At 28.5% G+C, this 24,997-nt stretch carries 11 protein-coding genes; all 11 read right to left on the reverse strand.

Features of this window, described 5'->3' with window-relative positions; genetic code table 4:
- Positions 1–49: 49 nt before the first annotated feature.
- A complete protein-coding gene (locus tag ACXYRN_RS00615; RefSeq protein ID WP_458597288.1) occupies positions 50–4,471 on the reverse strand; it encodes a DNA-directed RNA polymerase subunit beta' in 4,422 nt (1,473 codons plus the stop codon).
- Complete coding sequence (gene rpoB / locus ACXYRN_RS00620) at positions 4,461–8,108, reverse strand: DNA-directed RNA polymerase subunit beta (RefSeq protein ID WP_458597289.1); 3,648 nt, start codon at positions 8,106–8,108, stop codon at positions 4,461–4,463. The genes ACXYRN_RS00615 and rpoB overlap by 11 nt, the downstream gene beginning before the upstream one ends.
- 289 nt (positions 8,109–8,397) lie before the next feature.
- Positions 8,398–10,083, reverse strand: a complete 1,686-nt coding sequence (locus tag ACXYRN_RS00625) for an ABC transporter permease subunit (protein ID WP_458607287.1) — start codon at positions 10,081–10,083, stop codon at positions 8,398–8,400.
- On the reverse strand, positions 10,076–10,789 hold the full coding sequence (locus ACXYRN_RS00630; protein ID WP_458597291.1) for an ATP-binding cassette domain-containing protein: 714 nt from the start codon (positions 10,787–10,789) through the stop codon (positions 10,076–10,078). The genes ACXYRN_RS00625 and ACXYRN_RS00630 overlap by 8 nt, the downstream gene beginning before the upstream one ends.
- Position 10,790: 1 nt before the next feature.
- The gene (gene cypl / locus ACXYRN_RS00635) at positions 10,791–11,993 is read right to left on the reverse strand and encodes an ABC transporter thiamine pyrophosphate-binding lipoprotein p37/Cypl (RefSeq protein ID WP_458607288.1); all 1,203 of its coding nucleotides are present in this window, start codon (positions 11,991–11,993) and stop codon (positions 10,791–10,793) included.
- 142 nt (positions 11,994–12,135) lie between these two features.
- Positions 12,136–14,541: an MAG1360 family OppF-related protein gene (locus tag ACXYRN_RS00640; protein ID WP_458607289.1), complete on the reverse strand. Its 2,406-nt coding sequence runs from the start codon at positions 14,539–14,541 to the stop codon at positions 12,136–12,138.
- Positions 14,542–14,549: 8 nt separating this feature from the next.
- The gene (locus ACXYRN_RS00645) at positions 14,550–15,563 is read right to left on the reverse strand and encodes an ECF transporter S component (RefSeq protein ID WP_458607290.1); all 1,014 of its coding nucleotides are present in this window, start codon (positions 15,561–15,563) and stop codon (positions 14,550–14,552) included.
- 145 nt (positions 15,564–15,708) lie between these two features.
- A complete protein-coding gene (locus tag ACXYRN_RS00650; RefSeq protein WP_458607291.1) occupies positions 15,709–18,201 on the reverse strand; it encodes an MSC_0775 family lipoprotein in 2,493 nt (830 codons plus the stop codon).
- A 17-nt stretch (positions 18,202–18,218) separates the two neighbouring features.
- Entirely contained in the window at positions 18,219–19,121 is a 903-nt protein-coding gene (locus ACXYRN_RS00655; RefSeq protein WP_458597296.1) for an MAG4940 family membrane protein, read from the reverse strand.
- 257 nt (positions 19,122–19,378) lie between these two features.
- On the reverse strand, positions 19,379–20,311 hold the full coding sequence (locus ACXYRN_RS00660; RefSeq protein WP_458607292.1) for a hypothetical protein: 933 nt from the start codon (positions 20,309–20,311) through the stop codon (positions 19,379–19,381).
- Between the two features lie 9 nt (positions 20,312–20,320).
- The gene (locus ACXYRN_RS00665) at positions 20,321–24,988 is read right to left on the reverse strand and encodes a hypothetical protein (protein ID WP_458607293.1); all 4,668 of its coding nucleotides are present in this window, start codon (positions 24,986–24,988) and stop codon (positions 20,321–20,323) included.
- Positions 24,989–24,997: the final 9 nt, after the last annotated feature.

Consider the following 24,997-nt stretch of genomic DNA (forward strand, 5'->3'; position numbering starts at 1 on the left):
ATTTATCAATAAAAAAGACACTATAACAAACATGTTATAGTGTTGAATTTTATTCAAATGTTTCGTATTCAAATTCTCCAAAGTCATTGTCATGCACTGATTCAAATTGATCTTCATAAGATGATTCGGTTAATTCATCGAAGTCTACATGAATGTTATCTAAAGTATCGTTATCAATAGGAGCATTCGGATCATATTTTGATTTAAAATAGGTTCTGGGATTTCGGATATCATATTTTCCTTTTAGTTCAAAATTACTGTTTGTTCCAGCAGGAATTTTATGTCCTAAAATGATGTTTTCCTTTAAACCTTCAAGTTTATCAACACGATTTCCAACAGCAGAGTTAACTAATATCTTAGCAGTTTCTTGGTAAGAAGCAGCTGACAACCACGAATCTGAAAGTAATGGTACTTGTTTTGCTCCACGGATTTTCACTTCACCATAAGCAGGTTTTAACCCTGCAGCAAGTAGTTTTCCGTTTTCTTTTTGATATACAAATGTATCAATTAATGCACCATTAAAGAATTTTGAATCCCCAGGATCAGTAATCATAATTTTTGATAATAATTGACGGATGATAATTTCAATATATTTATCAGCAATTGTAATTCCTTGAAGACGATAAAGTCTTTGAGTTTCTTTAAGTAAGTAGTTTTGCACCGCACGAGGTCCAGCAACTTCTAAAAGATCTTTTAAGATAATAGGGCCTTCGAAAATCTTTTGTCCAGGAACAACATTATCACCTTTTTTAACACGCAATTTTTGAGAAAGTTTTCCGTTATATTGTGTTTCAATAATTTCACCATTATGTGCAGTTGAACGAACTGTTACAATATAAATATCTGTTTTTTGTCCTGTATCACGGTTTTTAGCTTGTTCGATTTTAACAACCTTACCAAAAACTTTTGAAATAATAGCAGGTTTTCCTCACGGAAAATCATAAGCATCGATAAGCTCGATGAGACGACCAAATCCTCCGGTAATATCTTCAACCCCAGCAACCCCACCAGTATGGAATGTACGCATTGTAAGTTGTGTCCCGGGTTCCCCGATTGATTGAGCTGCAACAACCCCGACCGCTTCACCAGTACTTACGACACGATTGGTTGCTAAGTCTTTTCCATAACAGTGTTTACATACTCCATTACGTGTATGACATGATAATACAGAACGGATATCTACTTTCTCTAATTTTAATTCCTTGGTAATTTTATCTGCGATATCAGGAGTTATTAAGATGTTTGCCTCAACTGCAATATTTCCGTTTTTATCAAGAATCGCAGAGTTGGTATATCTACCTTCAATCCGATCCCATAATGATTCAATAACTGTATCAGTTTTGGTATCTTTAATAGCCTTAACCTCAAAACCAAAATCAGATCCACAATCTTCTTCACGAACAACTATTCCTTGCCCGACATCTACTAATCTACGTGTTAAATATCCAGACTTAGCAGTATTTAAAGCAGTATCGGTAAGTCCTTTACGCGCCCCGTGAGTTGATGAGTAAAATTCATATGCGCTAAGTCCATCAAGGAAAGAAGATTTAACAGGGATTTCAATTGTAGAACGAACCACACGATCATTTTCAGCATCAGCCTTTAAAATTTTGGTGTTGTTGCTCATTAAACCACGCATACCAGCAAGCTGAGTAAAGTTTGATGCATTACCACGGGCTCCTGATGTCATCATCATAAATAATGGGTTTTCAATATCTGATTGTGTAACTTTTTTAAGTTCTTTTTCAATTTCTTCTTTAACCTTTGATCAATGCTGAATTGTTAAATTGTAGCGTTCATCATCAGTTAAGTATCCATCTTCGTAGAATTGACGCAGTTTTGCAGTATGTTCATCTCCTTCTACTATTTTTTCCTTGGTTGATTCTAATGTCTTAACATCGTTCATCGAAATAGTTGTTCCAGAAATGGTAGAATATTGAAAACCTAAGTCCTTAATTTTATCTAAAATTGTAGCGACATAATTTGTATATTTGAATCAAACATTTTCTAAAACTTTTGTATATTCATCGATTGTTCAACTTACTAATGAGTTATCAATTCCTTTTAGATGATTGTTATAATTAATTTTTTCAAACTCTTCAACTAAAAATGTGTTAATTAATTTAGCATGTTCTAATGGAATATAATCACCATTATAATCACGCAATGCTTCACAATCATTTAATCTAAAAGTGTAGTTTGAATAAGTTGTAGCATCAATTATGTTAGCGACATCTTCTTTGGTTACTACATACACATATTTTTCGTAAATTTTACGAATTATCTTTGCAATATCTTTTTTAGCTAATCCACGGGTAACTTCAAGATGTTTAATTACATCCCGAAAGTTTTCACCATAATTTAGTGTATAACGATCTAAAGCATTTTCAGAAGTATGAATTACTTCTTTTTCGATTACAATTTCTTTACCATCAGAATCTTGTTTATATGTTTTTTCGCTGTATTTACCAAAAACAAATTCAAATTCATCTGGGAAAGCTTGATTTAAAATAAATTTACCAACTGATGAAATAATATAAGGTTTATTGGTCTGTTCTGATATGAATTTTTTATTTAATGCAGCAATAGGTAAAACAATTCGAGCATGTAAATCTAGATAATCTCTTTCATAAGCTAGCATCATTTCATCGAATGAACCATAATAATTTCCTTCACCTTTAACACCTGCTTTTTCAATAGTTAAATAGTAAAGTCCTAAAATCATATCTTGTGACGGGTTAATAATTGGTTCACCATCTTTAGGACCTAAAATATTTTTTGAAGCAAGCATTAATTCTTTTGCTTCAAGAACGGCTTGATCACTAACTGGGATGTGTACTGCCATTTGATCCCCGTCGAAGTCGGCATTAAATGCTGTTGTTACTAACGGATGCAATTTGATTGCTTTTCCACGAATTAATACAGGATAAAATGCTTGGATTGAAAGACGGTGTAAGGTAGGAGCACGGTTTAATAGTACCGGTCTATCTTCAATTGCGCGTTCTACATATGGTCAAATTCTTGGATCAAGACCTTCGATGAGTTTTTTAGCTGTTTTAACACTTGTAACCCCATCTTCATTAGAAATAAGTTCGCGAACAATTCAAGGTTCGAATAATTTAGCCGCCATATCACGAGGAATACCGACTTCATACATTTTAAGTTTAGGACCACCGACAATAACACTACGTCCTGAATAATCAACACGTTTTCCGAGTAAGTTTTGACGGAAGCGCCCTTTCTTACCTGTTAAAGCATCTGAAATAGATTTAAGTGGTTGTCCATCTTTTGAAGAAACCGGAGCTGGTTTTTTTCTACCATTGTCAATTAAAGCATCAACTGCTTCTTGAATCATCCGATATTCATTTTGCTTGATTAACATTGGAGCATCTTGTTCGATTCATTTCTTTAAACGGGTGTTACGAATAATGATGCGACGATAGAGTTCGTTAATATCACTTGTTGAGTGTCTTCCACCATCTAATTGTACCAATGGTCTAAGATCAGCAGGAATAACTGGTAAGTTATAAATTAACATATCGGTAGGTTTTTGTCCAGAGCGAATAAATGAAGTTATAATAGTAAGACGTTTGTATAATTTGGTTCGTTCTTGGATTTTTGAAGCAGAATTATTTACTCCGTTTTCTTCAATTTCTAAGTTTATTGCATCAATATCAGCTTGAACTGCCGCTCTTTCTGCTTCTAAATCAATATGTTTAAGTAGGTATTCAATAGCATTTGAACCTGTTCCAATTTTAGCATCGGTAAATTCTTCAATAACTTCATTGTAAGAATAAAAGTCAATTCCAAATGATTTTCCATCTTCAGATTGTGCATATTCAAGCAGTTCATCTAATGTTTGTTGAATTTCTTCGATAGCATCTGGATCATCGTATTCTAATGTTAACATTTCACGAAGAACTTCAAGATAAAATTCAGGTGCCTCGTTAATATTTACAATAGTATTCTTTTTAAGTGATTTTAAATTACCTGTTTCTAAAACAATATGAGATTTATAATAAATAAGTTTTTCTAAATCAGCCTTTGTTACCGGTTTATTACTATCGTGAACTCTAAGACCTAGAAGTTTTGAAATAATAGAGTGATCAATTTTGAAAAATCAAAAGTGTACAACAGGGTTTTCAAGTTTGATATGTCCCATTCTACTACGACGTGAAATTTTGGGTAAAATCACTGGTTTATATTTTTCACATTGTGGATTTTTAGTACAGATTTGATTTTCATCAGTTTTTTTGTATTTAGTACCACACACAGGACATTTATAATCAGTTACTGGACCAAAGATTAATTCATCAAAAAGTCCATCTTTTTCTGGTTTATATGTTTTATAGTTAATGGTTTCAGGTTTAGTTACCTCGCCATAAGATCATTTTTCAACATCTGCTTTTGTAGCAAGTGAAAGGGTAATTCTGTTGATGGGTGATTTTTTATCAAAAGTATTATTCATCATCACCTCCTGTTTCAAATTGAATCATATCAAATTCGGTTATTTGGTCGCTTTCATCGATTGTGTCAGAAAGTTCTAATTTCATTCCTAAACCTTTAAGTTCGTGACTTAAAACATTAAATGATTCAGGTGTTCCTGGAGTTGGTAGTTGTTTTCCGGAAACTAATGCAGAATAAAGGGCATTACGTCCTAAAATATCATCGGATTTATAAGTTAATATCTCTTGTAAAACATTGGTTGCACCATATGATTCAAGTGCTCATGTTTCCATTTCACCAAATCTTTGACCACCATTTTGTGATTTTCCTCCAAGAGGTTGTTGAGTAATTAGTGAATATGGACCGACAGAACGAGCATGCATTTTATCATCCACCATATGGTTAAGTTTAAGCATATACATTACACCCACAGAAATAGGTTTATCGAACCTACGTCCTGTAATGGGATCAATTACAATTTGTTTACCTGTTTTATCTAATCCTGCTTCTTCTAATGCGGCCTCAATATCTTGTTTTTTTACTCCATCAAAAGACGGGGAAACAAATTTGGTGTTCAATTTACGAGCAGCCATTCCAAGATGAAGTTCTAAGATTTGTCCAATGTTCATCCGTGATGGTACCCCTTGTGGATTAAGCATAATATCAAGTGGTGTTCCATCTTCTAAATATGGCATATCTTCTTCTGGTAAAACAATTGAAATAACACCTTTGTTTCCATGGCGACCTGCCATTTTATCACCAACTTTAATCTTACGTTTTTGTGCAATTGAAACTTTAACAATTTTCTCTACACCTTCTTCTAAAACATCATTATTTTCTTTTGAAAGAACTTCAACATGGATAACAGTTCCTCCATGACCATTTTTTACTTTCAAGGATGTATCTTTAATTCCGGTTGAACGACTTCCTAAAATAGCTTGAAGTAACTTTTCTTCTTGTGAAGGGTTTTCTTCACCTTTTGGAGATGTGCGACCCACTAAAACATCACCGGGTAACACTTCGGAACCTACTTTTACAATACCTGTTTCATCAAGATGACGAATCGAATGCTTAGAAACTTGTGGGATATTAGCTGTTAATATATCGTTTCCAGCACGAGAACTACGGAATTGGATAATTTGTTCTTCAACATGAATAGATGTATAAACATCATCTTTAACCAGTCTTTCGTTAATAATAACAGCATCTTCAAAGTTGTATCCGTTTCAAGTGGTAAAACCAACTAAAACATTCTTACCTAGTGCTAATTCACCGTCCTTAAAAGAAGAACCATCAGTTAATAAATCTCCAGCTTTAACTTGTTGTCCTTTACGAACTAGTGGTTTTTGCTGAATAACTGTTCCTTGGTTACTTCTTTCAAAATTACGCAGTGAATATTTATCAGTTACACCACTTTCGCTACGCTTTACAAAGATTTTTGAACTATCAACATATGTAACAGTTCCTGAGTTTTTTGCAATAAGGTTATAAGAAGAGTATTTAGCAATATCTGCTTCAATTCCAGTTGCAATTAAAGGTGCTTCAGCTTCTATTAATGGAACTGCTTGACGTTGCATATTCGATCCCATCAGTGCACGGTTAGCATCATCATTTTCTAAGAATGGTATACCTGCAGCAGCAACGGAAACCATTTGTTTTGATGACACTTCCAAAAAATCAACATCTTTTGGGGTTCCAACAATATAGTTGTAATCACGTCTTATAGTTAGTGTAGGAGTAATAATTTTGTTGTTATCATCAATTTGTACTGATGATTGGGCAAATGAATATCCGATTTCTTGGGCAGCTGTTAAATAACGAACATCGTTATAATCAACAACGCCATTATTAACTTTATAATAAGGGGTTTTTAAGAATCCAAGTTCATCAACTTGTGCAAATGTTGCATAGTTTAAAATCAAACCGATATTAAGTCCTTCAGGTGTTTCGATCGGACAAATTCTTCCATAGTGAGTTGAATGAACATCCCGAACTTCAAATTGAGCTGTATCACGACTAAGACCACCAGGACCTAATGATGTAACACGGCGTTTGTTAGAAACTTCTGCTAATGGGTTAATTTGATCCATAAATTGTGAAAGTTTTGAAGAGTTAAAAAAGGTTTTCATCTGATTGGTTATGAGTTTATTATTAGTTACGTTTTTTGCAGTAACTTTTTCGGCTTCCTTTGAACCAATACGTTCGCGAGTAGTTTTTTCAAGTTTTGCTAAAGCAATCATCAATTGTGCTTCCAATAATTCACCAACAGAAACAATTCTTTTGTTAATCAATGAATCCGGGTCATCATCTTGACCTACTCCAACAGTAAGATTGAAATAGTAACTAATAGCAGCAACAATATCGGAAATTAATAAGTGTGTTTCGATTGATTTAGGATCATTACCAATTATAATAATAGGTTGCTCCGGCTTAGTTTCCATTCATTTTTTAGACGGATATACTTTGACTTTAATAATTTTAGTTCGTTTTCTTAATTCTGGATTATTGTATCCGTGATGGTTTTCGTAATGATGTGAATTTGTTTCACTAGCAGGACGATAAACTTTATGATAAACATGTTCTGGATCGATGTCTTCTAACTTCTCTGATGGTAGAACACGTGTATTAAATCATCCTTGGATTTCTCGTGCTTTTTTATAATCAATAAATGAACCTTTGCTTAATAAGATTTCACCGTTTTTTGTTTTTAAATCTTCAGCAAGGTATGTTTTAGTAATACGGTCTACTAAAGAAAGTTTTTTATTAAGCATGTAACGACCCGTTACAGAAAGGTTGTATCTTTTTTTATCAAACAACATACTTGGAAGCAATGATTTTTTTGCTTCTGCTGTTTCGCGATCTCCTTTACGAATGGTTTTGAAGATTTCCTCTTGTGAAAAATCAATAATTTCTTGTTGATTATATTCTTCATTACCAAGAATTTTATCCTTTTTCAAGGTTTCAACTAGCAATTCATTCTTACCAAAAAGTTTATACAGCATTTTTGGAGTAAATCCAAAAGAACCAAGCAAGGTACCTAATGCAATACTTTTATTCTTATCGACTTTAACTTTTACAACATCCAGATTCGATGAAGTAACCTTGTGCGAAACTTCAAATCATGAACCGATTCTTGGCAAAATTTCAAGTTTGTTAAACAAGTCATCTGATTGCTTGTTACGTACACCTAATCCGAAATAAGCACCAGGTGATCGGATAAGTTGGCTCACAATAACTTTTTCAGAACCGTTAATAATAAAACTACCACCAGAAGTTATATATGGAATTTCTCCTAATAAGACTCTTTCTTGTTTTACAACTCCGGTTTTTACATTTTCTACATTTAAATTAACATAAACTTTTGCACTAAAGTTCATACCTTTAGCTTTACATTTGTTGATTTCATCACCTTCACTAGTGATTTTTTTATATGGTAATTCAACATCAAAACTAGATTTTAAGCACTCAAGTCTAATTTGTCCAGTTGTAATAGGATAAATTTCCATTAATGCATTTTGAATACCATTCTTCATAAATTCTGCAAAAGATTCTTTGCTTGTTTGAAGAATATCAAAAAGAGGTAGAGATTGTTTGGTGATAGAATAATCTCTACGTTCAGTTTTTGGACCAAATTTACGAATTCGATATTTTTTTTGTTCCATTTTAACCCTTTCGAAAATTGCAATTTTCTTTTTTATGAATTTCATTTTTGTGGTATTATCATAAAAACATAAAAAGTGAAATAAATTATACCATAAAATAAAGTAAAGAGTATGCAAATATTTTAGAAAAAAATCTCCAAAAAGTCTTAAAATAGTTGGACTTTTTAGAGAAAAAGTTGTTGATTTTTATTTTTTAGATGCTTTGTAATTATCTTAAAGTAGTTAATTTTTTATTTATTTTAAAAGTAAAATCTTAATTTTAAAATAAATTGTCTTTTGATTTAGTTTATTAATAAGTTTGAACTTGCTTTTTAAATCTTTTACACAACTTTTTATAGATGTTTATAACAAGTTCGCATAATCATTTTCATAATTTGTGCAGTAAAAATGTTTTATAAAGTAAAAATAATAATTCAAGTAGTACATAAATAAAGAAAGCCGGTAAAAAAGCAGGGATAATTTTTCCAAATTCTTGTTTTTCTTCATAACGACTTATATATGTGTAAATTATAATGTTAGAAAACACCCCATATGTTATGAAATTTCGATAAGTTCCTTCGCTCTCAAAGAGCAGTAAGGAAATAATAGCCTTTTTATACATAGGAAGCAAGATGTTTTTATAAATAAATCATCTGCTATAACCTAGTTTTCTTCAATGTTTAACTTTACTTTCATCGATTCGATTAATAACTTCTGAAAACTGCTTGCTCATAGCTCTAAATGCGATGATGATAACGGCTAAAATAATTGCAGTTTCAAAGTAAAAGATTGAATTAAATAATATAAAAAAGATTAAAACAGGGATTGATTTTAATAGCACTATAAATAATTTAAAAAAGTATGTTTGAATCGGTTTAAATAATTTTTCACTCATCAAGATTGCATATAAAATAGCCAGCAAGAATGCTAAATAAATCGCTATATAGGTCTGTTTGAAGATACTTCAGTAAGAATTATATATATTTGGATCTATAGTAACTTCTGAAAAATCAAAAATAAACAAGTTGTTAAATCACAATTTTAAAAACTCTATATTAACTTTTGTTTGTGATAAATCTACAAAACTTGTTATTATAATAGCGAAAAAAACTGCAAAAATAAGATATTTAAGGATTTTTTTATAATTATATGCTAATGAATATGGGGTTTTTTCTGATGGATTTTTAATTTTAGGTGAAACAAATAAAAATTTATTAAATAAAATTAAAATCCCCTCAAAAAAACCGACTAAAATAACAACAAAAAGGATACTTATTCCTAAATATTCAATTTTTTCCTTGAAAAAATTGAATACAAATCCGATTCCATAGATCCCGACTGAACCTAAAATAGAATTTCAACGGATATTAGATTCGATTGCTAATAAGGAGTTCATTATAAATTTGTTTTTGTTTGATAAAACAATATTGATATAAAAACTTTTATAACGTGGCATTCCTAAATTAATATCTTGTCAGAACTTTTTGGTATTACTTGATTCAAAGATATCACAAAAATATCGATGCAATCATAATCATGTTGTGTATCAAAAAATCATAAACGCAATCATATCTTTTTGATAAGATGATCCGAATATCATTATTGGCACCAAAATCGGCATTGAACGTAATAAGATAATAGCAATTCGCACAATTCATGTTCATCAGTTTTTTCTTCATAAATTTAATGAACTAAAATAAGCAGTTATAAAAGCAAGAAAAAGTCCGACAAAGGTTCCACTAAAAACAGATTTAATGGTAATTCACATATATTTAATATTTAAAATTCATAAATTTTCATTAATAAAATCAGGTGAATTAGAACGGAATTCAAAGAGATTTTTTAAATTAACCCAAAAAAGCTTTAAACCAATTTTTGATGGTTTGATGTTAAGTTGATATATAAATATAAATAAAATAATTAAGGAGGTTATTAATAGGGTTCATTTAGTTAAAGTTTTTTGTCAAACTTTAACTAAAAATTTCTTTTTAGTCAAAATATTTCCTTAGCTCATCAGGATCATATTCACCTTTATAATATATTTTTTGAATTTCTTGATTTTTAATTGCAATGATTTTGTCAATATATTTAACTGCATCAGAAAGGTTATGCAGTGCAATAATAATATATTTATTTTTTTTAATACTTTGCAGGTAGTCAAAAACTAGTTTGGCATTAGTGATGTCTAAATTACTAGTTAACTCATCACATAGGAGGATTTTAGTGTCGTTAAGGAGATTTAAGATGATAGCAAAACGTTGTTTTTGCCCAGCAGAAAGCTGTTCTATTGGTTTAAAAATAAATTCTGACATTCCAAAATGATTGCAAAGTTGAAAAATTTCTTCTTTTTGCTGCTTGGTGAAAATTCTAAGTCATTTAAATAAAGGATTTTTGTATTTTTTGTAAAAATGTTGTAAATTTTTATAAAAATCTAAAGAAGTTATTAAATTATCATCAGGAGCAATATAGATTATGTCGTTTTTATACTTTTTTAACTTGTTTTTAGGTATTTTAGCGCCATTGTATAAATAATAACCTGAAGTAATTAATTCAAAATCAAAAAAGGATTTTAAAATTGTACTCTTACCAGTTCCGCTTTTTCCGATTAAACCAACAATGCAATTGGTCGTGATGTCTAAATTGACATTTTTTAAGATAATTTTATCGGTATATTTTAAATCAACATTTTTAAAACGAATCATTTTAACCTAAGATGTTATCAACAATTGGTCAAAACTCAACATCAGGATTATCAATTTTACGATATCCATTGAATCCAACGGTTGGACCAAAAATATCTTTATCATTTTTGTATAAGTTTACAAATGCAGCTGTAACTTGATTAATTGCATCTGAACTTACATTAGGTCCAAAAACTCCTACATTATATGGTAAAACCTCTGTGACAATAAATTCTTCAAGTTTTTCATTCGGTCTAGTGCTTTGATTAATTTCATATGCATCATGTGGTTTATATTTGGTTCATGCTCACGATGTTTCATCATCAAAAAAGATGTGTTTTTTTGCTTCGTTAGGGTTGTTCATTTCTTTGATTTTACCCCCAATTAAGATGTTGTCTGGTGTTTCGGATGCAACTGTTGCTAGTGGTTTAAAACTTGCTCCAAAGTGTTTTTTAAGTAGTGCTTGTTGTAATAAGTATTTACCACCAGATGTGTTTTTACCGGTGACAATACCATATTTGATAAATTCATTTCAATTTTTGCTATTTCAAGCTTGCTTGATTCTAGAACGAATATCATCAGTTCCTATCAATACTATTGAACCTCTTTGGTAAGGGACTAAATCTGTTTTAGCATTATATAATGATTGATAAATTTGTCCATCTCAATTGTAACCATTATTTTTGTCATCTCATTGAGATCTTGGTTTAGCATGAAAAAGTGTATCTTCATTTTTTGCAATTTTTCTTAAATCATCATCATCGAGTCCATCGGTATAATGTCCGTGTGCCTTGGTAGTGAAATCATATGTAATATCACCATTAAATTGACGAGTTAGTGTCTGGATGCCTAGTTTAAAACCAAGTTCTCCGACTTTTGCTTTATTCGATTGTAGATAACCAGCTGAAATAAAAGCAAAATCAGATGTACCTTTGGTTAAATCATCGAAAGTAGCTTTGTAATCTTCTTGTCCTCGGAAGATTACTTCAACTTTAACATTTGATTTTAAAGCTTTGAGTTCATCGTTTAATGAATTTTCTAATTTACTTTTGTATTGGTCAAGTGTTAAATTTCCAAGTGCATATTGTTCAGGGGTTCCTAAACTTAATTTTACACTTTGGTTTTCTTGTTTATCTGCTTTAGTAGAAGTTCCACAAGAAACTGCAACTGATATTGATGCAGTTGATGTAAGAATTCCTAAACTAAATAATTTTTTGAATTTCATTTTTCTCCTATCTTAATATAGGACAGAAAAATTTTTAAGAAAGACTCACCACGCTAGCATTACCTAGATCGGCTCTTAAGAGTGTTTCTCAACCTACAAAAACTTGCAAGTACCTCTGCCCTTGCAAATATTATACAAAATTTTAAAAATTATCTAAATCATTACTTGAAATAATATATATCTGATTATTTCATTCATCGTAATCTAAAAAAGCATTTTCTTTATCATTATTCTCGCTATTGCTTGATAAATCAAATTCTATTTCATTAAAAACAGAAGTTAAGGTATATTGCTCAGAATTTTGGGTTTTATCAATAATTATGGTATCAAAATTTTGATTTATCTCTTCTTTTCCATGTTGTTTGTATGTTTTTAAATTAGTATAGACTTGATGATTAATATTTGTATGTAAGTTTATTATATATTCATTGATAAAAAATGCATCAGTAGGCTCCTCGTCCATTATTTTGTGTTCATTAATAAGTTCGTTAGCAAATTTTGTAAAGGGCTTTGAAATAACTTGACTATAATCGCCTGATTCAACAAGTTTGCGATCATTGAAAAGAAAAATTTCATCAAATTCGTTTTTCAAGATATTAAAATCATCGGTTGTATAAATATATGGAATCTTATATTTTTGTGAAAAGACATTTAAAACACGAATGAACTCATTTTTATGATCATATGGAATATCATTTTTTAAATCTTTAATGATTAATAATTTACTGTCATCAACTCAATATTTGATAAGTTTAATTTTAATTTTATCAATGTTTTTTAAGTATTTAAAAGGGATTAAAAAGTTCTTTTGCGAAATTGATATATTTTCAAGTAATGAAACAAATTTTAACATCGCAATAATTTCGTTTAACAATGTTTTTGATAAAGGTTTTTTGTTACTGCAATACTCACTAATATGTTCTAAAAGATTAATCATCCACGGTTTTTTAATAAGTGAATTATAAAAGGAGCTAAGGTTTTCGAAAATATTAGTTGAATTTTCATCTTTATCTGTAATTGAATTAAATAAATAGGAAACCTTTTTAAATGATGTGTTAAATGACTTAATTACATTTTTTAAATTTATTGAAAACTGATTAATTTTGTTATTTTTGTGAGTTAATAAGTTATCAAAAATTTTGTTTTCAACATAATTACTTCAATCTAATTCGGCCGATGCTAACTGTAACTGTTGATTTAGATTTTTCATTTCAACTAAAAATTTGTGGTTGTGAATTTGTTTGTAATTGGTATTATCAAATTTACGAATTTTTGACTTGACATCGTTGATTTTATTAATAATCTTTTGATAATGCTGTTTTGAAAGCAAAGTGTAATGATCAACATTGATTTCTAATTCATATTCAATATAATTTTTTAGTTGTTCTTTTATTAATGAATGATCTTTTTCTTTGGTTTTATATCTATTATGAATAAAAAAATCTATTTTATTTGTTACATCGTTATAAAGAAGTTTTAATTCTTCATTATTTAAATAATATAGATTTTTCTTATTTTTTTTTCAAATAAATAATAACTTTCTTTTTGCACAGTAATCTTTATATAATTCAACAAAATCTGAGTGTTGTATATTTGCATATTTAAATTTATATTTTAAAAGTGATATTTCCTTATTTAAATTATAAATTTGCTGGTTGATAAACGTTTTAGAAGTGGTTTTTGTTGTTTTTAAAAACTTATAATAATAATTTATTTCAGTTTTTAAATCTCGTTTTTTAATTTCACCTGAAACTTTTGTAATTGATGTATTATTTATTTTTTGTAAATATTCGTATCTTTTTTTTAGTTCACTAATTTTTTCTTTTTGCAAGATAAAATTAGAATTTTCAAAGGTTGAAAAAACACTTTCGATATCGGATTTTAGTTCTTTCAAAAAGTCCACAAAGTATTTAAAAAGCATATTTTGATACTCATACAGGTTGTAGCGATATTTATAAATTATTTCTTCTAATTCTTTATTTAAAAGCAATTTACTACTTTGTAAAGCACTAATTTTTTTATCTAAGGTATCTTTCTCTCTCTTGTATTCTTGGTTAATGTTAATAATTAAAGGGATAAATTCTGTAATTCTTTTAAAGAAGAGATTTTTTAAAATAAAAGTATTTTGATTAGTGATGTTTGTGATTTTTTGTAAATATCAATCATATTTATATTCAGAATCTATGCAGGCTTTTCAAATCTCGTTGAATGGGATGCTTAAGTCCTTGTTATTACTTATTTTTGATACATCAAAAAAAGATATTTTGTTTAATATTTTCTTTTTATTTGTGATTAAATTAAAATTTTGTTGATTTTGATCATGAAAACCTAAAACAACTGACTTGTTTGTTTTAATAACATCTCATAGGGTCTCAAATGTTAAATTAGTATTAACAGCAGGAATAAAAAAAAGAGATGTATAGGAGCTAATTAAAAGTTTTGGAATGCTGATACTGAGTTTGTTATTTTTTTTAGATGTAAAAAAACCTTTTTGAAAGTCTTCAAATAAATTTTTAAGCACGAACAAAAACTTTGCATCATTGCTCATATATTCTCCTAACGATATGATAAATTACTGTTTTTATTAATTAATTTTGAAATAATCCCATATGTATAATAAATAACTAAGGTATTAAATCATATTTTTACAGGCCCTGTAAGAATGTGTTGAGTGATTCAAAAGAAAATATCTTTTTGTTCCCCATTACCTAATGAAATCAAGTCTGCATACGCTAAAACAGGAACATTTACAAGCTCCAGAAATGCACAAAAAACTACAATAGGAACCAAAGATAAAAATGTTTCAGTTTTAAAGAAAAATCTTCCGAATAACACAAAGAAAATCATTAATGATGTTCCTGTACTCATTAATCCTAATAAAACTCAACGGTTTTTAATTATACCTTTTTCAATTGCCTCAGGTGAAGCGGCTGAAATAAACCAAGCAACCGAAGCGATTACTACTAAAAGCAGGACAATTGCAGTGATTAAATAGATATTTTTTAGATAATTATCTGAAGCAAGTTGATCAATATATTTCTTTTTATTGTTCAATTTTATCATTTTCATTGCTGATTTTTCGGCTTTTTTTATTTCACCATTTGCTTTAAATTGTAAATACTCCATCGCAAGAATACTTAATTTTTGTCCTATTCTTTGTAGTCTAAACTCCTTGCTAAATGCAGTTTTAAGAATTTGATTAAAATATATCCCAAGTAGTCCGGAAACAAAACCATTTAATGCAGTAGCAACTGTATACATTGGATTATAACCAGCAGGTGGAATAAATAATAAAGATAACAAATCACTTATGATTCCAACAAAGACCCCTACAACTGGTCCAAAGATAAAACCTGCTATTTTTACAGGTAATCCGATAAATGAAAATTTATATGTAGGTAAATTGACAACGGGTAAAATTTGAGCCACAACGATGGTAAAACTAACAGAAATTGCAATTAAAATAGCAACCATCACCATATTTTTAATGGTTCATTTTTTAAACAAACTAATTTCTTTTCAATTTTTACCTTTGACTGTATTTTTCACCGTATCAAAAAAGCGTTTCATATATTTATTTTATATTATTTTTATTGATGTTAAAATTATAAAAGTTTTTTACATCATATTTTTAATCATTTGATAATAAAACTGGATAATTATTCAAAAAAGTTTATTATTAAAATCTCCATTTGAAAAAGGAGATTTTATAAAATTATTTATTATCACTAATTCTAAAGAAGTCTTCGATATCAAATCTATAACTTTGTGGGCCTCTGATTTTAAATAAGATGTTAGGATCAAAAACCGATCTACGAATTTCAAAACCTTGGATTGGATTTGACACTCATCTTAATAATTCGCTTGGAACAGTATCTTTTGTTGGTGTCCCTGTGATAGGATCAACTTTAAAAATTGGTTTTTTACCCGCTTCTATGTCAGTGTTTCTTGCAATATATATCCCATCAACACGAGCAGTAAATGGATTAACTTTAGGATCTTGTGGGTTATATTTTTCAACACGTTCACCATAAAGGTTTGCGGATGTTAATGCTTTTTGAAAGTCGTTGTCGTTTGTCAATAATGTATTATTTGCATAAGTAGTTACATGCACATGTGGCATTCAACCTCCGTTAGTTGCTGATGTTCCTAAATAAGCAAGTGTATCCCCTTTTTTAAAAGGTTGTGGGTGTGCCGGAGAAACATTATCTAAAATATCATATACACGAACTGACTTGTCTTTTCCAATTGTGATTGTTTTAGGTGATCAATTAAAGGTTTTATTGTTCATTGTCAAGTTAGCATCTAAGTGGATAAATCCGATGTATACTCAACGATCATCGTTTGTATCATAAGTTCCGAAGTATTCTTGTAGAATTTTAGGTGAAAGGTTAAGTTTTGTTAATTTAACTCTTGTGAGCATTACAGTTCCTACACCTTGTCCTGTTTTGATTTGTGCATTTGAAAGGTGTGCATTATATACTGCGACAACTTCACCATCATAAGGAGCGATAACTGGGGTGTGTTCTTTGGCTAAATAGTCTTCACCAACATGGATAGCGATCGGGGTTTTAACATCATCTAAATAAAATGAACGAGTTGAATCATAACCTCCTGAAAATAAGTTGCTTCCATAATCGTTATAAATTGACTGATTAACTCTTGATAAATCAGAATATGTAAGATGTCCAGCATGGAAGTTATATGCATGTGGATTTGCTTGCATAAAGTTGCTATCAAAGATTTCAGCAAATTTACCTACTCCAATATGTTTTTGTAGTTTTACGATTTTACCATCATATATAGCAGTAAAAGTTAAATATCCATTGCGATAATCAGTTGATTTAAATGAGTCTTTAAGGTATTTAAAATCATAGTTTATTGGTAAAATGGTAATATCTGAAACATTGTCTTTGAATCCTTGTTCTTCAAAGTTTTGGTTATAAATATTTCAGTTTGCGGGTTTTGCTAATAAGTTTGCCCGAATTTTTTCATCACGTAATACTGTGTTGTCTTTATCAAATGTAAGGTTAATTATTTTGTTAAATCCTACATTTGCAAAAGGAAATTTTTCATATCCTTTTTGGGTATTATCATAACCATTTGCAATTCTGATTTTAACAGTTAACTGATCGATTTTCGGTGAGTGAGTAAAATTAACATCATCAATAAAAATTTTAATAATTTGTTTATTTTTATATGGACTAAGTAAATTAGAAAAATCTGGATATGTTAAATTAAACATCGATGCAAGTTGTTTACGATTTAAATCATCAAAACTATAAATAGCATTTGATTTATCATCGATTAATGCTTGAATTTTAGCAAAAGCAGGATCAGATTTATCTTTAATAGATATTTTAATTGCATCACCTTGTGTTAAATTTTGCAACTTTTTAGATAAATCATTTACATCTTTGTAATTTTTTTCATCACTTGTTGATAATTTTATTCCTTTAAGAACAAAATTAACTTTGGTTTCAGCCTTTAAATTTAAATTCTTTCCTGTTGCTTCAACAGGGATAAGAATTTTCATTGGAATTATGATGTCATTATTATTATTGATATCTTGGCGAATGTTGTGATAGTCATATTCATATGATAACTTAGCAGCTTGTTCATCAGTTACTAGTTTTTTGTCTTTTAATATTTGTGTAAATGCAGCATCGTTAAAATCGAGGTAATCAGTTATATAGTTGTTATTACTTAGGTTTTTAAAAGTTATATTTGATGCATTAGTATTAGCTTTAAATTGTAATACTTGTGAAGAAACATCGTTATATTTAAAATAATCACTAATTCTTCTTAAAAATAATGTTTCATTAGTCAGTTTTGTTTTATTATCTGCATTTCCTTTGGCACGAAGTGCTTTAAGTTCAACTTGCTGTGGGTCTAGTGGTGTACCTGGTTTTGGTTCAGGATTGGTTTTTTGTTGTGTATTTGCTGCTTTTTGAATTACTGCATTAATATCAGAAAAAATTGCACTAAGATCTTCAAGGGTGTTTGCTTGTCCGATTCTGTTTTGGAAATCCTGTTTTTGTTCAGGTGTAAGTTTATCAGAAGCAAGTGCTTTTGTAATTTCATCTCTTTTTTGTTGTTTTGGGTCAACTTCCTTTTTAACGGTCGCTTGGTGTGAACAAGCGATTGCAACTGGAGCAATTACAATAGGGGATAAAGACAAAAATAATTTTTTAAATTTTTTAAACATAGAGCCTTTCTTATAGATTAGAAATTAAGTTTCATTGGAACACTTTTGCCTATTTCAACTGCAACAATTCCGTAAATGAGTGGGATAATAACAGTAAATAAAAGTGTTGTGGTGATTTTTATAGTCTCTAATAACATTAATTGTTTTATTTGTTTTGTTTTTTGATCATTTGATTTGATACTTTTTAGATGATATAAAATTTCAATAACTATTAATAAATAAGCAATCACATTAAAAACTATATCAAAGGCAAAGAAACCAAAAAAACTTGAAATAAATAAAAAGATTCAAACAACTATTAATGTTATAAAAAGTTTGAAGTAAGGGTTTGTTCCATAATTTGTGTCGTTGATATAACCTAACATTGGAACGATAATAACAAAAGTTGTAATAAAAATAAATTCTTTGATAATATATTTTCATCAACTTTCATTATATGGATGTCTTACTTTTAATAAATCTCAAATTTGTAAAGTTTGAAAAATTTCTTTATATTCCTTACTTTTAGATAATGAATTTTTTACTAAGAAAAATATTCCAGCAAAAACAATTAATCCACCAAAAGCACCTGAAAATTGCCCGCCTATTAAATAGTAAACACCTTTATCTAATGTCCCTGCCTCACCTGTAGAAATGCTAAATCCTTGCAATCTAGTTTGTAAAATCACACTTAATGGATTTAGCTGTGGAAATGCAGGAACATTTGCGGTGAAGTATGATAAAGCTCATGGTATGATAAATGCTAAAAAAGTAGCTAATGTGAATCCGATGGTATTAAAAAGCTTTTCGTTTTTGGGTTTATGCATATATTTTATTAAAAGTCATAACAAAATAAAAAATACAAGTGTAAAAGAAGCGAAAAACTCAAATAGAAAAGCACTTTTGTTTCAATAAGTTGATAATAACTGTTTTGCTGTCATAATTTCCTTAGTTATATGTTTTATTGGTAAAGCATATACTTTGTATGAAAAAGTAAGTTATGAAAATAATAGCACAAAATTATACAAGTAAACTAAAAAGATTAAAAAAATAGCAATAATTAAGGTAAAAATTGCTATTTTTTTCATTTTTTAATTTTCACAAAAATAAATTTTATTAACATTATTTTGTGTAATATTTATAAAATATTTATAAATACGACTTTTTTATCTATATATAGTATTTAAACAAATTTAAATTATTTTTTAATTTTACTTTTTATGGTTAATGGTTTCATGATTCTTGATGAGAAAAAAATATTATCACCATCAGAAATTGATTCATCAGGTTTTTCCTCTATTTCATCTTTTGATCTCAAGGATTTCATAATTCAACTCATCTCAGCAGGCTCTAAATTAGGGTCTAAATATTCCTTTACATTTAATCCATCAGATAAGCCTTCATAAATAAGATGTAATTGATTAAGACTATATGCATAGGGTTCAAAGTTATTTTCTTCTACAAACTTCTTAAACCTTCTTGTTATTTCGTATGATAATTCTTTATGTTCTTCAATATCACTAATTTCTCATGAAATATCTTTATGGATTATATTAATCTTTCTATTGATTGCTTCTCATTCTTTTTTTGCTGCATTATTGTTTGGATCATCAGATGATTTGGATATCTCTGCGATTTCATCATTATATTCTGATTCCATTTCAGTTATATTAGTTATGATGTAAAAGTAAAATTTTATTTCATTACCTAAATAAAGGATATTAAAGTTTGTTGAATTATTTTCTGATGTTATTTCAATTAAACCTCTATATTCGGTGTCATATTTTGTAAAATCTAATACCGAACTTAATAAATGTTCATGTGCAAAAACATCAATGGTGTTTTTATCTAAGATAATTTTTTTATTTTTAACAAACGATGTTTGAAAGAGTTTTTTATCAATTCTATATAATGTGGATACATTAATATAAACAGGAATAAAATCTAGTGAATTATTTAAGAAAATATCATATTCATTTTCAAAATCCCTAATACTTCTTCTAGTTTTATTACGTTCATAAGCCAGTAAAAAATATGTCATTCCTTTAAAATCAAATAATTTACAAAGAATTGCACCTTTTAATTTTGATAAAACAACTTTGTTTTCAAGTTCTTTTAGAGTTTTTTGCATTATACCTTCCTAGTTAGTCTTTTGATTATTTTTGATTGTTATGTCATCATCTCAATAAATATCTGTATATTTTTTAGGATATAAGAAACTATTGTGTTTGATATATTCATAAAATGAATCTTGATTAATTTTATTGTCTTTTGAACCGAAAACATTGCGTACTTGTCCAGCGAATAAGTGTGCCGAAATAGCTCCATCAAATGAATTTCATCCTTCGGTTATCAGACCTACTACATTACCTTTTTCATCGTATACACCACTACCTGATGCACCACCGGCTAAATCAATCCCTTCACGGTTGAATGATATCTTGGTTGATTTATATCTTGTTTCTTCATAATCAAAATCATTCATAAAGTATGGCATATACATTAATAAGTATTCTCGATAACGGATTGATTTAACCGTTTCAGGACCAATCGTTCTTTCACCAGGAAAGGAAGCAACATATCAATTTAATGCATCGAAATCTTGTAAGTATTTAACCTCATTACTGAGTTTTGTAGGTGCCAAGTTTTTTCAGTTTAAAATGTATTTAATTGATTCTTTTGTTTGTGCATCCATTTGAATTTTTGATAAATCTACTCCTTGATATTGCTCAAAAATAGATCTTAAATCAATTGTTGCAATTACTAAGTCTTGATTTGCTGCTTTGTTATCTTTTTGATATCTTCCTTCGTTATCAATGAAACTTCAGATATTATAGTAATCTTTGATCAGTTGATAATTATATTTATAATTTTCAAACGCATAAATTTTAGTCAATTTTCCATCTTGTACACTAGGACCAGTTTGGTATGTTCCTGCAGCAGGACGATCTAATAAAGTTGGAATGTAAAAACTTGTATGAGTATTTGGAACTGGAACATGCACAGCAACATGGTGGTTAGTCATTACATAGAAGCGATAATCATTATCATCATCTGGTTTAACCTTACCAATTAAGTTTCAAGTTCCTACACTGATTCTAAATGCACGTTGTCGCATTAAGTCAGCAGCATCTGATTTATCTTCTTTAAATAAACGTTTTGATTGTCAAGTTTTTATATCATCAACTGACATACCTGGAGAAAAGCTAAAATCATAGTTTTTATTTATATTTTCATTTAGGTATGATATTTTTGGATTAAAGTTTGATAATGCATCAACTTTATCTGAGTTGTATTCGATTTTAACATTTTCATTTGTATGAATTACAGCGATTCTAGCAGGCCCGATGAAAACATTTTTTTCTAAACCTATATTATGTGTGGCTATATCTTGGGTAAAATTATAATCTTTATCCTTAGAAATTACTTTTAAGGTAATAGTATTGTTAGAACTATCATAATATAAATTAAAACTAAATTTTGCATTTATTTTATTATAGTTGTGTTCTTGAACAGCTTGTGAAGTAAAAATTTGATAAAAATAAAAGTTTAAGTTCTCTAATTTACCAGTTTGCTTGAGTTTGGTTAAATTAAAAGGTAAACGAACTGTTGAATTTATTGTGTAAGCATAGTATAAGTCATAATTTGTGCGATCATGTAATTCAAATTCAAAATCAAACATCATTAATGATTCATTTTCAGGAATTTGATCAAGGTTTTTAAAATTAGATAATTTCTTAGTTAATGAAGTGGTTTTGTTTGAATTATCAATGTTAAATAATTTTGCTTTAACTTGTTCTCTTGGACCAAAAAGTTGAATTTTTTTGGTTTCTGAATTTTTGTTAAATTTATATACAATCGGGTTTGGATATGCTTGATTTAAAAATTCACGATCCTTGATGAATGTATAATCGGATAAATATTCTGAAACAGATCATAGATTATATAAACTAAAATCAACAGTATCGTTTGCGTCATTTGCTAGTCATTTTTTTCTTAAATCATAGCGACTAAAATCATTTGTGGTTCTGCGTTCAATTCCGTTTGCAGAGAAATTATTTTGATCAACACTTGCATAATTAAAATGATATGCCAGTGTTTTTTGTAGGTTTGCAGCAACATCAATAGTAGCTAATTGTTTATAGGTAACAGGTTTTACGATCCGGACTTTTTTTAGTGTATATTTAATATATTCATTAAAATTAGGTAGTTCAAATTTTCATAAATCATCAAATCTTACCATTATGTGCTTTGTGGGTTCAAATCCTAATACTAATTGATTATCATAGTTTTGTGTTTCTTTTTCAAACATAAAATCAAAGTACATATTTTTTAGGTATTTTAAGTTATGTGAATTAAAATTAAAGAAAGCAGAGGCATAAACTTTTTTAGTATTTTGATCCATATAATAATTAAAATCACTTAAATTATTATTTTCAATTGTTGTTATATTAAATTGGTATTTTTTATCTTCACTTAAATCAATAAATCCATCATTTAATAAAATATTAGTTATAACATATGAAATATTTGCATTTGAAAGTTGATTTATATCAAAACTTGCAATATTATTATTAATTGTTGGGGTTATAGTTCGAATAAATGGAATATTGTGATCAATTCCTTTAACTATAAAACTTAGATTATTAGCATTTGTAACATTAGAATTTAATGTAACATTCACTTTTTGAGCATTTTGATCAACTGTTATTGAATTAATATCATATGTATTTTTACTTGAATCAAAATTAATTTCAGTTAATGGTAAATCATGTATTTGTGTGGTGGTGCTAGTATTATAAACAAATGATACAATTTGATCACCAGCTAAAATGGTTGCATGATAATCATCAATTCTTCTAGTAGCAGTTACTTCAACGATGTTATTATTGCGTCATACCTTTAATTTTGTATTATTTAGATATGCTAAACGATCTGGATAAGTCTTCTTCCGAACTTTAACAAATACATCGATGTTATTACCTGTTTTAGGTTGTATTGAAATGCTTCTGATGTTTGCATCAACAGTAGTATCAAAATTAAATGTATATGGATGGATTCCAAAACTACTATTGAATGTTTTAATACTTTGATTGTTGTCATCTATCAATCCAATTAAGTCAATTGTCGCAGAGTGATCATATGGTATTTCATATAGATAATGATCATATTTCATTGAGGTTGCTGATATACTTTCTTCGACATTATTCTTACGAATTTTTAGTGTGTATGCTTTTGCAAAAGAGTTAGGAACTAAAAAATTTAATCTGTATTTTTGATGTGTAGAATCATATATATAACTTTTTAATTGAGCAAATGTACTATTATTTTGCTTGTTTTCGCTTGTTTCTTTTTGAGTAAAATAATCACTATGATTTGTGTTGTTTGATTTAATACTGTCCAAAGTTAATTGATCACTTGTTTTGCTAGTTGCTGTATTTTGTAAATCATAAACAACAGGAATGTTATTTTGTTTAATTGCACTATATTTAGGTTCTAATAAAGCATTCGATTGTATTTTTTGATTTGGTGTTGTAAAAGTTTTATTATTTTGGAAAGTCATGTTTACATTTAATGGATTTGAACTACCTGCATCAGAATAAAGACTTACACCTTTAATAATATATGTTGTGTTCGGATCTAGGTTTAAAAAACTGATTTGTTTATGTTTCAAACTCGATCTAAGTGATCTATATTCTTGATTTTGATCGCTTGATTTTACCACTTTTAACTCTATATAACCATTAAAATCAGAATTTGTATTAAAACCTAACACATAACTATCTTGATTTTGACTTAGATTATCATTAAAAGTTACATTTATATTTAATGAAGGTGTATTAAATTCTGGATAATTATTAATTGAAATGTTATCAAGCTTAGAAAGTTGATTTTCGCTTCCTTGTTCAAAGAAATCTATTGATTTAATGCGATATTTACTATTAAAATCAAGATTATTAAAACTAAATGAAAGATTTTTATCATTTATAGTAACAATATTTGATGTAATATCTTGGTTAATAACTTGATTATTACTGTCTATTGGATTTACTGTAATTAGTGCAAATTTATTTGCTAAATCTTGATCTGAATCAAGTTTTAGCAAAACATTGAATTGATTTTGGTAGCTAACACTGCTAACAGTTGCATTAATATCAATTTTTTGGTGATTATTTGGATTTTGATTTTCAGAACCAGGATTTTGTTCTTTGCTTTCTTCGTGTTCTTTATCAGGCATATTGCCAGAATGTGGATTTTGTGGATTTTCTGATCCTTTTTTATCATCTCCATCACCATTTTTTCCTTGTTGGTTGTTACCATTTTCATCTTTGCTACCATTTGATTCTTGATTTAAAGTTGTAAATGATAAAGAGCGATTATCAACTGTATTTAAAAAACCAATCTTATTATTATTTTGCAACAAATTATCTATTTTATAAGTTGTATTAGGACTTAATCCATCGATACTTACTCTTACACGATTACTGTTTATATTCACATTTTGCACTATATTTCTTATTATAGAAGTCTTCAAATCCATAAGAGCAATTTTTAATTGATCATTTTTATGCAATGTCGCACTAAAATAAAGTTCAATAGCAGCAGAATTATCAGTTACATTATCAACTGTTATATTATTTACTTTTAAAGTGTTTTTATTTTCATCATTTTTAGGATTATTTTTTGGTTTTTTTGAACCATAATTGCCATTATCATTTGATGTACAAGCTGATGCAATTGTAGGAAGTAAAATAGCAGAAGAAATAAATAATTTGGAAATGATGCGTTTATATTTTTTATTTTTCATAATAACCTC

This window comes from Mycoplasma sp. 4423 (assembly GCF_054353855.1).